General features: G+C 60.0%; 14 protein-coding genes. 11 read left to right on the top strand and 3 right to left on the bottom strand.

Annotation, left to right across the window (positions count from 1 at the left end):
* The first annotated feature begins 139 nt into the window (after positions 1-139).
* From AC0V2S_RS16450 to AC0V2S_RS16440, 3 genes are all read left to right on the top strand, one after another.
* Positions 140-364 carry a hypothetical protein gene (locus AC0V2S_RS16450; protein WP_475510670.1) on the top strand — a complete coding sequence of 75 codons (225 nt, stop codon included), beginning with the start codon at positions 140-142 and terminating at the stop codon, positions 362-364.
* A gap of 139 nt (positions 365-503) precedes the next feature.
* Positions 504-1,055 carry a hypothetical protein gene (locus AC0V2S_RS16445; RefSeq protein ID WP_475510669.1) on the top strand — a complete coding sequence of 184 codons (552 nt, stop codon included), beginning with the start codon at positions 504-506 and terminating at the stop codon, positions 1,053-1,055.
* Between the two features lie 132 nt (positions 1,056-1,187).
* Positions 1,188-2,468 (top strand): FAD-dependent oxidoreductase, encoded by a 1,281-nt coding sequence (locus AC0V2S_RS16440; protein WP_475510668.1) that lies wholly within the window; start codon positions 1,188-1,190, stop codon positions 2,466-2,468.
* Positions 2,469-2,558: 90 nt separating this feature from the next.
* On the opposite strand, the gene AC0V2S_RS16435 is transcribed toward AC0V2S_RS16440, so the two are convergent.
* Genes AC0V2S_RS16435 through AC0V2S_RS16425 form a run of 3 tightly spaced genes read right to left on the bottom strand, consistent with a single transcriptional unit; the run spans position 2,559 to position 6,419 of the window.
* Entirely contained in the window at positions 2,559-3,881 is a 1,323-nt protein-coding gene (locus AC0V2S_RS16435) for an NAD(P)/FAD-dependent oxidoreductase (protein WP_475510667.1), read from the bottom strand.
* A 58-nt stretch (positions 3,882-3,939) separates the two neighbouring features.
* On the bottom strand, positions 3,940-5,031 hold the full coding sequence (locus AC0V2S_RS16430; protein ID WP_475510666.1) for a polyamine ABC transporter substrate-binding protein: 1,092 nt from the start codon (positions 5,029-5,031) through the stop codon (positions 3,940-3,942).
* A 29-nt stretch (positions 5,032-5,060) separates the two neighbouring features.
* A complete protein-coding gene (locus AC0V2S_RS16425) occupies positions 5,061-6,419 on the bottom strand; it encodes a glutamine synthetase family protein (RefSeq protein WP_475510665.1) in 1,359 nt (452 codons plus the stop codon).
* Between the two features lie 228 nt (positions 6,420-6,647).
* On the opposite strand from AC0V2S_RS16425, the gene AC0V2S_RS16420 reads away from it, so the two are divergent.
* The 8 genes from AC0V2S_RS16420 (at position 6,648) to AC0V2S_RS16385 (ending at position 13,752) form a co-directional block, all read left to right on the top strand.
* Positions 6,648-7,532, top strand: a complete 885-nt coding sequence (locus AC0V2S_RS16420) for a helix-turn-helix domain-containing protein (protein WP_475510664.1) — start codon at positions 6,648-6,650, stop codon at positions 7,530-7,532.
* 1,756 nt (positions 7,533-9,288) lie between these two features.
* The gene (gene rfaH / locus AC0V2S_RS16415) at positions 9,289-9,792 is read left to right on the top strand and encodes a transcription/translation regulatory transformer protein RfaH (protein WP_475510663.1); all 504 of its coding nucleotides are present in this window, start codon (positions 9,289-9,291) and stop codon (positions 9,790-9,792) included.
* 503 nt (positions 9,793-10,295) lie between these two features.
* Positions 10,296-11,081 (top strand): outer membrane beta-barrel protein, encoded by a 786-nt coding sequence (locus tag AC0V2S_RS16410; protein WP_475510662.1) that lies wholly within the window; start codon positions 10,296-10,298, stop codon positions 11,079-11,081.
* Positions 11,082-11,089: 8 nt separating this feature from the next.
* Positions 11,090-11,242: a hypothetical protein gene (locus tag AC0V2S_RS16405; RefSeq protein ID WP_475510661.1), complete on the top strand. Its 153-nt coding sequence runs from the start codon at positions 11,090-11,092 to the stop codon at positions 11,240-11,242.
* Positions 11,239-11,430 carry an outer membrane beta-barrel protein gene (locus AC0V2S_RS16400; RefSeq protein ID WP_475510660.1) on the top strand — a complete coding sequence of 64 codons (192 nt, stop codon included), beginning with the start codon at positions 11,239-11,241 and terminating at the stop codon, positions 11,428-11,430. Before AC0V2S_RS16405 ends, AC0V2S_RS16400 begins: the two co-directional genes overlap by 4 nt.
* Positions 11,431-11,501: 71 nt before the next feature.
* Entirely contained in the window at positions 11,502-12,017 is a 516-nt protein-coding gene (locus AC0V2S_RS16395) for a polysaccharide biosynthesis/export family protein (protein WP_475510761.1), read from the top strand.
* Positions 12,017-13,303, top strand: a complete 1,287-nt coding sequence (locus AC0V2S_RS16390; protein WP_475510659.1) for a GumC family protein — start codon at positions 12,017-12,019, stop codon at positions 13,301-13,303. Before AC0V2S_RS16395 ends, AC0V2S_RS16390 begins: the two co-directional genes overlap by 1 nt.
* Entirely contained in the window at positions 13,258-13,752 is a 495-nt protein-coding gene (locus AC0V2S_RS16385) for a GNVR domain-containing protein (RefSeq protein WP_475510658.1), read from the top strand. Before AC0V2S_RS16390 ends, AC0V2S_RS16385 begins: the two co-directional genes overlap by 46 nt.
* The last annotated feature ends 2 nt before the right edge of the window (positions 13,753-13,754 follow it).

The raw sequence follows: 13,754 nt of genomic DNA, 5'->3' as shown, positions 1-13,754 counted from the left end.
CTACGAAGTCGCATCCCCGTCGAACCATCCCCTATCAATTCCAGCGATATTCACTACCAACACCATGCGTTTCTCAAGGCAGCGGCAAAAGCGGAACCTTGGCTCCGAAGTCACTTACCTACCCCTTGAGGAACTCACCATGAAAACCATCGTTACCGCTTCCCTGCTCACTGCGTTGTTAACTGGCACTGCCTTCGCTGGCGCCGACGTCAACCACAGTTACGAAGCTGCTACCGCTAAACAAACCACCGAGCAAAGCGCGGCTCAAAGCAAAACCGTAAAAGCCGATGACACCACCCAGGCCGTCGACAAAAAAGACCAGAGCGAAGACGACCGCTGGGGCCTGCCACGCTGGTGGCATTGATTGACCGCTCGGTAAAAAGGCGCCTCCCGGCGCCTTTTTCATTTTCGGCTTCATTTACGACCACTCATCCTGTTTGTCGAACAACGGCAATTTGCCGCTACTCCACTTCTAGGTAACTCATAGAACTGGAGCATCGACGATGACCAAATTACCTTTCACTGCCTTGTTACTCAGCGGCCTGCTGGCGGCCTCTTCTTCCACGCTTGTATTGGCTGCCACGGTCAGCCCCGGTAATGGGGTGGGCGGTGCGCCGGAGGCGGGCACAACCGGTGAAGGCACCGGCAACTCGGCCACCGGCGCCGGCACTACCGGCAATGGCGTGGGTACCGGCGCTACGGGCCAAGGCACGACTGGCACAGGTACCGGGACTACCGGCACGGGCACAACTGGCACGGGGACCGGCACTAGCGGCACCGGTACAGGAATCGGCACGGGTACTGGCACCACCGGTACCGGCGCGGGCACTACCGGCACTGGAACCACTGGCACTGGCGGCACTGTGAGCCCATCGGGCGGCAGCGGTGGCAGCAGCTCGGGTAGCGGTGGCACGGGCACCGGCGGCACCGGTACAGGCGGCACCGGCACCAGTGGCACCGGCGGCGGTGTGGGTGGCGGTACCGGCGGTGGTTCTGGTGGCGCGGGCGGTTCCGGTGGTGCAGGTGGGGGCGGCGGTGCAGGTGGCGGCAGCTGATGCATCAAGCCTCGAACAATGGCCAGTCGGGTTCTCCCACTGGCCATTTTTTTGTCCGGCGTTTATCGGTATAACGGCTGCGCTGCCCCCCATCCAAGGACATGCCCCCTGAAGTCGGGCTGGAGAATTCTGGTGATCAAACCGCTGCGTATTGCCATCGTCGGCGCCGGCCCTGCTGGCCTGGCCGCCGCCCTGTATCTCAAACGCAGTGACCATCAGGTAACGGTGTTCGAGCGTTTTGCCGAAGCCGCGCCCGTAGGCTCCGGCCTGATTCTGCAGCCCACCGGTCTGACCGTGCTGGATGATCTGGGCCTGTACGAGGCCATCGCCCAACTGGGCAGCCGCATCGATCGCCTTTATGGCGCCGATGCCCACTCCAACCGCACCGTGCTGGATGTGCGCTACGCCGCGATCAAGGGCGGCCGGCATGGCATTGCGGTGCACCGGGCGGCGCTATTCCATGTGTTGTTCGAGGCTGTACAAGCCGAGGGCATCGCGGTGGAAACAGGGCTGGATGTGGACACCCTGGAAACCCGCGGCGACCTGGCCTGGCTGGTCAGCGCCACGCAGGCCAAGGCCGGCCCGTTCGATTTGGTGGTGGACGCCAGCGGCTCGCGCTCCAAACTCAAGACCTTCGCCCTCCAACCCAGCGAACCGAAACCGTTGGTGTACGGCGCGTTCTGGGCATCGTTACAGGCCGATGCCGCGGCGTTAAGCAGCAAAGCGCTGGTGCAGCGTTATCACCGCGCGACCACCATGATCGGCGTGCTGCCGATTGGTAAAGCCAACCCGAGCAGTGCCGCCATGAGCGCGTTTTTCTGGAGCACCAAGCCGGATGAGGTGGAGACGCTAAAGCGCGCCGGCATCACCAAATGGAAAGACCAGGTGGCCGGGTTGTGGCCGGACTGCGAAAGCTATTTGCAGCAAATCGATGATTTCGACGCCATGACGCTGGCCCGCTACGGCCATCACACTCTGGCCATGCCGGTCGGGCGCAGCCTGGCGGTGATTGGCGATGCGGCCCACTCCACCAGCCCGCAGTTGGGCCAGGGCGCCAATATGGCGTTGCTCGATGCGCGCGCGCTGGTGCATGCACTGAACACCAGCACCGACCTGGCCAGCGCCCTGCCCCGCTATGCGGCGTCGCGGCGGTTGCATGTGCGCACTTTTCAGGCGCTGTCGGGGGCGTTTACGCCGTTCTATCAGTCGGATTCGCGGGTGTTGCCGTTCTTGCGGGATCGGGTGATGGCGACGCTGTCGAAGGTACCGCCGGCGCCGCAGATTCTGGCGTCGATGGTGGCGGGGACGTTGGTGGATCCGTTTGGGCCGATTGGGTTGAGGGAGCGGGGTTGGGGGCAACCCGTGGATAGCACTCACCTGCAAGATTCTGGATCCCCGCCTGCGCGGGGATGACGGAGGCGCCCGAAAGAACACCGTCATTCCCGCGCACGCGGGAATCCAGCATGTAGGTTGGGTTGAGCGCAGCGAAGCCCAACAAGAACGTCAAAACCCAGCAATTTCCCGCAACCGATACCACGACATCCCCAACGCCAACAGCGGCGTGCGCAGCAGTTTGCCGCCGGGGAATTTCATATGCGGCACGGCAGCGAACAGATCGAAACCGGTGCTGTCCTGACGGCAGATCGCTTCGGCCAGCAGACGCCCGGCCAGGTGCGTGGTGTTAACGCCGTGGCCGGAATAGGCCTGGGCGAAGTACACGTTGGTTTCCCCACGCAAACGACCGATCTGCGGCAGGCGGTTGGCGCCGATGCCGATGGTGCCGCCCCAGGCGAAGTCGATGCGCGTGTCGGCCAGTTGCGGAAACACACGGAGCATTTTCGGGCGCATATAGGCGGCGATATCGTGCGGGTCGCGGCCCGAGTAATGGCATGCGCCACCGAACAGCAAACGACGGTCGGCGGAAAGGCGGAAGTAGTCCAACCCTACACGTTGATCACAGAGCGCACGGTTGCCGGGAATCAGCTGCTCAGCTTGCGCCGGGCTCAGTTGCTCGGTGCCGATAATGTAGCTGCCGGCGGGCAGTACCTTGCCGCTCAATTCCGGCACCAAGCCGGCCAGGTGGGCGTTGCCGGCCAGCACCAGGTTGTTGGCGCGCACCAGCCCGGAGGCGGTGTGCACTTTTACTTTGGCGCCGTATTCAATGCGTTGCGCGGCGCTATTTTCGAAAATGCGCACGCCAAGTTTGTGCGCCACGGCAGCTTCGCCGAGGGCCAGATTGAGCGGGTGTAAATGGCCGGACCCGCTATCGATCATGCCGCCGACAAACACATTGGAGCCGACCACGCGGTCCATCTGCCCCGGTTCGATCAGGGTCAGTTCATGGCCGTAGCCCATGCGTTCCAGCGCTTGCTTGTCTTCAATAAAGCCCTGGTAGTGCTGCGGGGTATTGGCCAGGTCACAGTAGCCCCAGCGCAGGTCGCAATCGATGTTGTACTTGGCCACGCGGTCGCGGACGATTTCCACCGCTTCGAGCCCGAGGCGTTCCAGGGTGGCAACGCCGTCGGTGCCGATCTGTCCGGCGAATTTCGACAGGTCGTGGCCGACGCCACGAATCAGTTGGCCGCCGTTGCGACCGCTGGCGGCCCAGGCGATTTGCTTGGCTTCGAGCAACACCACCGACAGACCGCGTTCGGCCAGTTCGATGGCGGTGTTCAGCCCGCTGAAGCCACCGCCGACCACACACACATCGCAATCCAGCGCGCCATTGAGCACGGGAAAGTCGATCTGTTTGTTGCGGGTGGCGTGGTAGTAGGAGGCGGTATGGGCCGTGGGCGCCGCGCCTAAGAGAGAAGAATTTTGCGACATACAAAGGCCTATAGCCTGGAGGCCGAAGCCCCCAGGTCATGATGTGAAGCGGTAGAAATTACCGACCGGACTTGTAGTTGTTCCACGCGCGGGTGGTCCAGCGCATTACGGTCGGGGTCCACTCGGAGGAGACGTAGAGCTTTTTCAGCACCTCTTCCGACGGGTAGATCGACGGGTTCTGGCGAATTTCCGGGTCCATCACCGCATCCGCTGCCTGGTTGGCGTTGGCGTAGCCGACAAAGTCGCTGACCTTGCTGATCACGTCAGGCTTCATCAGGTAGTTGATGTACGCATGGGCTTCGGCGACGTTTTTCGCGTCAGACGGAATGGCCAGCATGTCGAACCACAGGTTGGCGCCCTCTTTCGGCACGACGTACGCGATGTCGATACCGTTCTTGGCTTCCTGGGCACGGCTCATGGCCTGGAAGGCGTCGCCGGAGTAGGCGAAGGCTACGCAGATGTTGCCGTTGGCCAGGTCTGCCACGTACTTCGAGGAGTGGAAGTAGGTGATGTACGGGCGAATGGCGTCGAGCTTTTTCTGCGCTTCTTTATAGTCTTCCAGCTTGTCGCTACGCGGGCTCTTGCCCATGTAGTTGAGTACGGCCGGGTAGATCTCGTCTGGCGAGTCCATAAAGGACACGCCACACGCTTGCAGCTTTTTCAGGTTTTCCGGTTCGAACAGCACGGCCCAGGAGTCGATGGTGTCGACGCCCAGCGCTTCCTTGACCTTTGCTACGTTGAACGCGATGCCGTTGGTGCCCCACAGGTACGGCACCGCGTATTCGTTGCCGGGGTCGTTTTCTTTCAGGCGCTCGAGCAATTGCGGGCTGAGGTTTTTGAAGTTGGGCAAGAGGCTCTTGTCCAGCTTCTGGAACACCCCGGCGCGAATCTGCCGGCTAAGGAAGTGGTTGCTCGGCACGACGACGTCGTAACCGGTGCGCCCGGCCAGCAGCTTGCCTTCCAGGGTTTCGTTGGAGTCGAACACGTCGTACACCGGGTTGATGCCGGTTTCCGCCTTGAAGTCTTTCAAGGTGGTTTCGCCGATGTAGTCGGTCCAGTTGTAAACGTTCACCACGCCGGCGGCATACACGCCGCCACTGAGCAGCAATACGCTGCTAGCCAACACTGTTTTGATCAGTGAATTGCTCATCGAGTCGCCCTTATCAGGTAGTTGTTGTTTTACACGCTCAGCAGCAGGAACTCGCGCTCCCAGGAACTGATGACGCGCTTGTAGTTTTCATGCTCGGCACGCTTCACGGCCACATAGGCTGCCGGGAAACGCTGGCCCAGGTATTCCTTGACCATGGCCGACTGCTCCATGCATTCCAGGGCCTGTTCCAGGGTCAGCGGCAGGCGCAGGTTGCGGCGCTCGTAACCGCGACCCACCACGGGCTCGCTCGGGCTCAGCCCTTCGACCATACCGACGTAACCGCACAACAAGCTGGCCGCCAGGGCCAGATACGGGTTGGCGTCAGCGCCCGGCAGACGGTTTTCCACGCGCATGTTTTGCGGATCGGATTCCGGCACGCGCAGGCCCACGGTGCGGTTGTCTGCGCCCCACTCCACGTTCACCGGCGCCGAGGTGTCGGGCAGGAAGCGGCGGAACGAGTTCACGTTGGGGGCGAACAGCGGCAGAGTTTCGGGAATGTACTTTTGCAGGCCGCCGATATGGGCCAGGAACAGCTCGCTCATGCTGCCGTCTTCGTTGGCGAACACGCTTTTGCCGGTGGTCAAATCAACCACGCTTTGGTGCAGGTGCATGGCACTGCCCGGCTCGCCGGTCATGGGTTTGGCCATAAAGGTGGCGGTCACGTTATGACGCAGCGCGGCTTCGCGCATGGTGCGCTTGAACACGAAAATCTGGTCGGCCAGTTGCAGCGCATCACCGTGACGGAAGTTGATTTCCATCTGTGCGGTGCCTTCCTCGTGAATCAGGGTATCGAGGTCCAGGCCCTGGGCTTCGCACCAGTCGTACATGTCTTCGAACAGCGGGTCGAATTCGTTGGTGGCTTCGATGGAATACGACTGGCGACCGGTTTCCTGGCGACCGGAGCGACCGACTGGCGGCTTCAACGGATAGTCCGGATCCGGGCTGCGCTCGGTGAGGTAGAACTCCATTTCCGGGGCGACGATGGGCTTCCAGTTTTTCGCGGTGTACAGCGCCAACACCTTCTTGAGGATGTTGCGCGGCGACAGGTCGATGGGGTTGCCCATCTTGTCGTAGGTGTCGTGGATCACCTGGGCAGTTGGCTCCAGCGCCCATGGCACAAGGAACACGGCGTTTTCATCGGGGCGGCAATGCATGTCGATATCGGCGGGGTCGAGCAAGTCGTAATAGACGTCGTCATCGACAAAGTCGCCGGTCACCGTTTGCAACAGCACACTCTCGGGCAGGCGCATGCCTTGCTCGGCGAGAAACTTGTTGGTGGGGGAAATCTTGCCGCGAGCGATGCCGCTCAGGTCGGAGACAAGACATTCCACTTCGGTGACTTTGTTGTTATTCAGCCAAGTTTTCAGCTGTTGCAGATCGCCTTTCATAAACCCTCAGGGAGTTGTACTTGAAGGCGCCGAGTCTGCACGGCCGGCAATTGAGGCATCTATCCAGTTTGCGCAAACCGCCCTGCCACTTTTTGGCGCATGCGACGTTTAGTCGCTAAACGGCCAACCTAAGCTCCGCAAACGGCTAAACAATCGCTGGATCGAGCGCAGCCATAATCAGACGCCACTTACATACCCATCTGATAAAAAAGCGGCTCGGGGGAGCGCATGCCGATTAAGGTCCTACAAACACTCGATGTGGACCAACAACGGCTGGCCATCGATGGCTGGCACCAGCACTACGCGCAGATGTCGGCCGGGCGTTTTCACGGCAGCATCGTGCATGCCCAGTGCAACGGCGTAGAGGCCTATGAAGAGCGGATGAACACCCGCGTCGAGCAGCATTTTCATGCTCCCGACAATGCATTGGTGTTCAGCTTCGACATGGCCGATGGCGCTCTCTATTTATTGAACAGCCAGAGCCAGAACACCTGGATCACCCCGGAGAACTACCGCGAGGTGGCGGTGGTGGTCGACCTGAATCTGATGGGCCAGGCGGCCAGCTCCGATTGCCTGGATGGGCTGCTGCTGACGCCGCTTAAATCGCAGCAGAGTCAGGTGTTCAGTTCGTGGTTGAGCTATGTGCTGAACAAGCTCTCGGCGACGCCGGGTGCGAGCCTGGACGCCAACCTGTCGCGGCAGTTGGTGGATGACTGTTTATTTGTGCTGGATTGTTCGTCGCGCTCGCTGGATCAACCCAAGCAACGGCGGCTGGCTGAAGACCGGCGGATTGTGAGTCAGGTGTTCGAGTTGGCCAGTGCGTATCCGGAGGACAATTTCAATGTGTTGGAATTGGCTACGGCGGCTGGGGTGACGGTGCGGCAGTTGCAGCATTCGTTTACGCAGTTCACTGGGATCACGCCCAGTGCGTGGTTACGGTTGCGGCGGTTGAATGCGGCACACCGGGATCTGGCGCTGGCGGCGCCGGAGGAGACGACCGTGGCTGAAGTGGCGATGCGCTGGTCGTTCTGGCATTTGGGGCGGTTTTCGGAGGCGTATAGGGGGTTGTTTGGGGAGCAGCCTAAGTGCACGTTGCAGCGGAGGGGCGGCTGAGCCGCGGTGCTACCTGCCGTTTGCTTTCGGGCGTAGGTGTTCTTCTTTACCGCGTGTGCTGGGCGTTTTTGTTTCGCGCCTTACGCGCGAGTCACTTTTTAGCAGTCGCCCTAAAAAGTAACCAAAAACGGCTTGCCCCTACCTGGGGTCTCCGCTGCGCTCCGACTTCCCTCGCTCCGTCGCTGCTCCAGGGGCCGGGCTGAGGGCCATCCATGGCCCCATCCCTCTCCGCGGCTCCCGGCCGCTACGACCCCTTACGCAACGACTCCGCTCGGCCTGGCGCTAAAGGGGCGGGCAAATCAAAAGCCAGATCAAATGCCCCTCTCCCCCGGCCCCTCTCCCGCACGCGGGCGAGGGGTGACGTATGGCGACCGCCTCACTCCGATTTTGCCCCCTCTCCCGCTTGCGGGAGAGGGTTGGGGTGAGGGGCACTTGATCTGGCTTTTGATCTTGATCTGCCCGCCCCTTGAGCGCAGGCCGAATAGAATCGTTGTGGAGGGGGTTGAGCGGCATGGATGCCGCGAGAGGCACGATGGGCCAGGGACGGCCCGTCGTGGCGTGCCCCCGGAGCAACGACGCAGCGAGGGAAGTTTTCACGCAGTGAAAACCCAAGGTGGGGGCAAGCCGTTTTTGGTTACTTTTTAGGTGGTCCGGCATACCGGCGACTGCTAAAAAGTGACTCGCGCGTAAGGCGCGAAACAAAAACGCCCAGCGCACGCGGTAACGAAGGAGCACACAAAACCTATGCAACACAGAAAACAAAAAACCCGCCGAAGCGGGTTTTTCTCAGACCATCCCAACATCCTGTCGGTAGCCATCATGGCAATGGTCGATCGTCCCTGATCCTGAAGCACTCCCTGTGCTCCAGTGACGGTTAAAGATTAAGCCCCGTCCTACAGACATAAAAGGCGATATCAGAGCCAGCCTCTGTAAGCATTTCGCTATAGCGAAGCAGCCAATCACCGACACCGCCCGCCACCAAGCGCTCGCTCGGGCTAAAACCGGGCAGCCGCGCTAGCCGGTGCACCCAAGCGAAACGGTGCTACTACGGCCTGGCACTGTCTCTCCACCAACAGCAGTCCAACAACCTGCACGCCAATCAGGCGTATGCCCGGCGTATTTGTCTTGCCGCCTGACGGATATGCCGCAAAAAACCGCACCAACGGTCTAAAAAACCCAGGCTTGTCATCGTTTAGTAGCAGCAGGGACTTTTACTGCACAGCAAGGGTGCATGAATGTCGCTGGCGGCCACGGAACGCGGGAGGCGACGCGGTATTTTTTCGCTTACAAAGCGACCGTTGATCGGACGACGAAATGGAAAAACTCCGGAACAAATGCCGAAAAATCAATCCAACGAAAGTCGAGTCAAAACGTGACCTGGCAGGGCGCCAGCATGAAGTTAGGCCCCATAAAAACGTAATTTCCTTGATGTGTAAGGGACTTATTACAGGTGCAACCGAGAAATATGGCAGGTTGCTACCCCGCGTGGAGAGGCATATGCTCCGCTCCCGCTGTCCGTTATGTAAATTTTTTTTGAACTTTTCAATAAAAATAAACCTAACAAAATCAGCTAGAAATCCTCGCTAATGAGGGGCGCCATGAAAGCGACACATTGCCTCGCTAACATCGGCGGTATGTCATGGCATATTTCGTGCTTCGTGTGAATTAGGTCCTGGTTCGAGTGCGTGGGCAGTTGTAACGCACGCCCCCCAGATATCTCAGCCAGCTTGATTTCGCGAAGTGGAGTGATCGGTCTATGGAAAGACTTAGCACCACACAGCCGGCCTGGTACCTCTTGCAATGCAAGGCGCGCCAAGACAGTCGAGCTGAGGACAATTTGCTTCGGCAGAACTATGTGACCTTCCGGCCGCAGCTGGTGACCCAACGCGTGTTGCGTGGCAAACAGCAAGGCGTGCTCGAATCACTGTTCCCGGGCTACCTATTTATCCAGTTGACCCACGAGGACAACTGGTCTGCGCTGCGCTCCACGCGCGGAGTCAGCCGCATCGTCAACTTCAACCACGGCCCCGCCACGGTCGCCAACCAGGTGATCGAACATTTGCGTGCGCGCTGTTCGGGTGAAGTGCCCAGCCAGATGTTCCAGCCGGGCGACAAGTTGCAAATCATCCAGGGGCCCCTGAGCACGCTGGAAGGCATCTTCCTGACGATGGATGGCACCGAGCGGGTGATGATCCTGTTGCAGTTGTTGAGTCGCGAACAGCCGGTTCGCGTGCCCTTGAGCCATATCAAGAGCGCTTGAAAGCACGGCAATACGCACTGAAAAACGCTTTACCGAAACTGCTTTTCCACCACATTGACGTGCCGCGTTATCAAGGACCATACGTGTAACCTTGGGGCGGTAGCGTGGGAGAAAGCGGTTTAGCTCGTGATTCGGCAGCCCTGCCGAGTAACCGTCATCTTGCACAAGGACCGCCCCATGCGTGCGCTTCACCTCACCGCCCTGCTGCTTTGCCTGACCGCCACCGCCGCCCACGCCGACGCCACCTCGCAGGCACCCTGCCTGTGGCGAACACGCCCTTGATCGCCGCAGACGAAGCCGGTGACAACAGCGGCACCGGCACCCCCGACGGCGATAACGCCGGCACCGGCAGCAGCACGAAGACCGCCAGTCCAAGTTGATACGGAGTTGGCATAACGTTGATGAAACCATTTGCCAACGCCATGCACTAAGCGAAGCGGCATCGTTTCACCGAATGCCCTGACGCGCGCTTCGCGCAGGAATGAACACAGCAAGGACTCCGCATGAAATCGATCCGTCGGCTAGCCCTAACGCTTGCAGCCCCGACCATAATCCCCGCCTCGGCATGGGCTCTAGAGCCCCAAAGCGTCGATGTCTTCGGCCTGCAATTCACCCCTACCCTGGCGGTGAAAGAAAGCTACGACGATAACTTCCGTGAACTGGAACACCACAAAGAGTCGTCCTGGATTACCAGCATCACGCCGACCTTCGAACTGCTGGCTGAAGACCGCAACAGCGCCTATCGCCTGACCTACGAAGCGGATAGCGATATCTATCACGATGACTCCGACGCCTCGAACACCGACCACAAGGTGTTGCTCGAAAGCGTTATGGAATTCACTTCGAGCCAGCGCCTGAAACTGGAGGCCGGCTACAAGAAAATCGAGGAAACCAGCGACACTGCCGTCGCTGAAGAAAACGACAAGTACCACGCCAGCCATGTGGGTGGCGTGTACACCATCGGTTCGGCCAAAGCGGATAACCGCCTGGACTTCGGCGCCAATTACGAAGAGCTGCGCTACGACAACAGCGGCGATATCAACGCCGACGAAGAGCGCGACACCACGGCGCTGAACACCGTCTGGTACCACCGCCTCGGCGGCTCGACCAACTCGCTGGTGGAACTGCGCCACAGCAAATTCGACTACGTGCTCAAAGACAGCCCGCGCAACAGCACCACTGATGCCGTGCTGGTCGGTGGCACCTGGGATGCCACGGCCAAAACCACCGGCAAGCTGCGCGTGGTTATGCCAAGAAAGACTTCGATGACAACAGCCGCGATGACCTGAGCAGCCCCATGTGGGAAGTCGGCGTCGACTGGCTGCCGCTGACCTATTCCAAGTTCAGCCTCACCACCACCCGCGCGTTCGACGAAGGTGACGATGGCTCCGATGCCATCAAGAACACCAGCACCTCGCTGCCTGGGCGCACGGCTGGACTGAACGGGTGACCTCCACCGTGAAGTACGAATTCGGCACCAAGGACTACGAAGGCCAGGACCGCTCCGATGACCTCTCCGCCATCGGTTTGAGCGTCAGCTACAAGATGCGCCGCTGGCTCGACGTTGCCGTGGGTTACACCCACCGCGAAGACGACTCCAACGCCGCCGAGCAAGCTTTAAACGCAACATCTACATGATCAGCCTGACCGGCAGCCTTTGAGATATCACCTTGAGCCTATCTATGATTCGCAGACTTGTTCTCTCGCTGATGACCCTGGTTTTCTGCCAACTGGCCGTAGCGGCCGACGCTATTGAATCCGGCGGTCAATACCAGCTCGCTTCCGGCGATGTGGTGCGCATCCAGGTGTACGGCGAACCGGACCTGAGCTTTGACGAAATCCGCCTGAATGACGCGGGCACGTTCACCTACCCCTTCGTTGGCCAGATCAACGCCAAGGGCAAGACGCCGAACCAGATCGAAGACCTGATCGCCAACAAGCTTAAAGACGGCTACCTCAAAGATCCCAAGGTAACCGTAGCTGTGGTCACCTACCGCGAGTTCTACATCAGCGGCGAAGTACAAAAACCTGGTGGTTATCCGTACCAGCCGGGCCTCACCTTGCAACGCGCCATCGCCCTTGCCGGTGGTTTGACGGAGCGTGCTTCGACCAAGCGCGTGACCATCATGCGTGGCACTGGTGAAACCCGTCAGGGCGATAAAGCCACTCTCGACACCGCCATTCTTCCTGGCGACACCATCACCATCGAGCAAGGTTTTTTCTGATGAATGATCTGCAGCGCATTACCCCAGAACGAGTCTTGCCCTTTCGTAGCCACAACGAAGATGAAGATGTCATCGACTTGAAAAAGCTGGGCGACACGCTCTGGCAAGCCAAGTGGAACATCCTCGCGCTGATCGTCATCGTCACCATGCTGGCCGTGGTGGCGGTGCTGAACCTGACCCCGCAGTACCGCGCCGGCGCTGTGCTTATGATTGAAGACAAGCACCCACCGGTGCTGTCGTTCAGCCAGATTCTCGACACCACCGACGGTGGCAGCGAGTACCTGCAAACCCAGCTCGCCCTCCTCCAGTCGCGCGGCCTGGCCGAGCGCGTGGTGCGCAAGCTGAACCTGACCGACGAGCCGCTGTTCGACCCTCGCCAGCATGCCAAATCGGCCTTCAATCCGAAGGAAATTCTGCGCAAGATTGGCGTGGCCGACCTGATTCCTGGCCTGGTGCCGGAAGAAGACCCGAATGCCGGGCCGACTGAAGAGCAAGTGTTCGACACCGTTACTCAGCGCCTGCGTGAAGAAATCGAGCCGCAACTGCTGGGCAAGAGCAAGCTGCTGGCCGTGAGTGTGGAAATTCCCGACCCGGTGCTGGCGGCCAAAATCGCCAACGCCATGGTTGAAGGCTTTATCGAAAGCCAGCTGGACGCCAGCCTGGACACCTCACTGGCGACCACCAACTGGATGAACTCGCGCCTGGAAGAATTGCGCGGCAAATTGAAAACCGCTGAAGACACCCTGCAGGCCTACCGCGAACGCGAAGGCTTGGTGGATGTCGACGGCGTAGCAACCATCAGCGCCAACGAGCTATCGGCCACTGGCACCCGGATGATTGATGCCCGCCGCGCACGTGCTGAAGCAGAAAGCCAGTACCGTCAGGTGCAGAGCCTGAGCACCTCCGGCGACCTAGAGCGTCTGGCCAGTGTGCCGGCCGTATTGGGTCACCCGCTGATTCAACAGTTCAAAGCCGACGTAGCCCGTGCCCAGGCCAAAGTGGAAGAGATGTCGCGCCGCTATGGCGACAAGCACCCGGCCATGGTTGCCGCGCGCTCCGACCTCTCCGCGGCCACCGCCAGCCTGCAGGCGCAGGTGCAATTGGTGGTTGCCGGTATCGAACGTAACTACCAACTGGCCAGGCCAACGAAAGCTCGCTGCGCTCCTCGTTCAACAGCAACAAGGCGCAGATCCAGGACATCTCCCGCAAGGAGTTCAAGCTGCGCGAACTGCAACGTGAAGTGGACACCAACCGTTCACTCTACGAAACCTTCCTCACCCGCTTGAAAGAAACCGCTGCCACCTCGGACATGAACTCGGCCAACGCCCGTATCGTTGACCGCGCCATTGTGCCGACCAAGGCGAGCAAGCCACGCAAGTCGCTGATCGTCGGCATTGCAGCGGTACTCGCCGCCGTGATGGGCATCGGCCTGACCTTGCTGTTCGAAGCCCTGAACAACAGCTTCAAGAGCACCGAAGACGTCGAAAGCAAACTCAATGTACCGGTACTCGGCGTGGTGCCTCTGGTACCGAAGAAGAACCGTCATCAGGTGGCGCATCTGTTCGAAGACAACGTCAACAAGGCGTTTCAGCGAATCGATTCGAACCCTGCGTACCAGCCTGGTACTTACCGACCTCGACAGCCCACGCAAGATTGTTCTGGTCACCTCCTCCGTACCAGGCGAGGGCAAGAGTTCGATCGCCAGCAACCTGGCGTTCTCGGTGGCGCACATTGAAG

This window comes from Pseudomonas sp. CC11G, from assembly GCF_056174845.1.
The sequence above is the reverse complement of the archived record's forward strand: the minus strand, read 5'-3'. Positions and strand labels throughout refer to the sequence as shown.

Bases quoted from the DNA above. Each gene is read 5' to 3' on its own strand.
- AC0V2S_RS16410 (WP_475510662.1), top strand. From the start codon at position 10,296: ATGAAATCGATCCGTCGGCTAGCCCTAACGCTTGCAGCCCCGACCATA.
- AC0V2S_RS16390 (WP_475510659.1), top strand. From the start codon at position 12,017: ATGAATGATCTGCAGCGCATTACCCCAGAACGAGTCTTGCCCTTTCGT.
- AC0V2S_RS16425 (WP_475510665.1), bottom strand. From the start codon at position 6,419: ATGAAAGGCGATCTGCAACAGCTGAAAACTTGGCTGAATAACAACAAA.
- AC0V2S_RS16435 (WP_475510667.1), bottom strand. From the start codon at position 3,881: ATGTCGCAAAATTCTTCTCTCTTAGGCGCGGCGCCCACGGCCCATACC.
- AC0V2S_RS16420 (WP_475510664.1), top strand. From the start codon at position 6,648: ATGCCGATTAAGGTCCTACAAACACTCGATGTGGACCAACAACGGCTG.
- AC0V2S_RS16445 (WP_475510669.1), top strand. From the start codon at position 504: ATGACCAAATTACCTTTCACTGCCTTGTTACTCAGCGGCCTGCTGGCG.
- rfaH (WP_475510663.1), top strand. From the start codon at position 9,289: ATGGAAAGACTTAGCACCACACAGCCGGCCTGGTACCTCTTGCAATGC.
- AC0V2S_RS16430 (WP_475510666.1), bottom strand. From the start codon at position 5,031: ATGAGCAATTCACTGATCAAAACAGTGTTGGCTAGCAGCGTATTGCTG.
- AC0V2S_RS16405 (WP_475510661.1), top strand. From the start codon at position 11,090: ATGTGGGAAGTCGGCGTCGACTGGCTGCCGCTGACCTATTCCAAGTTC.
- AC0V2S_RS16450 (WP_475510670.1), top strand. From the start codon at position 140: ATGAAAACCATCGTTACCGCTTCCCTGCTCACTGCGTTGTTAACTGGC.
- AC0V2S_RS16395 (WP_475510761.1), top strand. From the start codon at position 11,502: ATGACCCTGGTTTTCTGCCAACTGGCCGTAGCGGCCGACGCTATTGAA.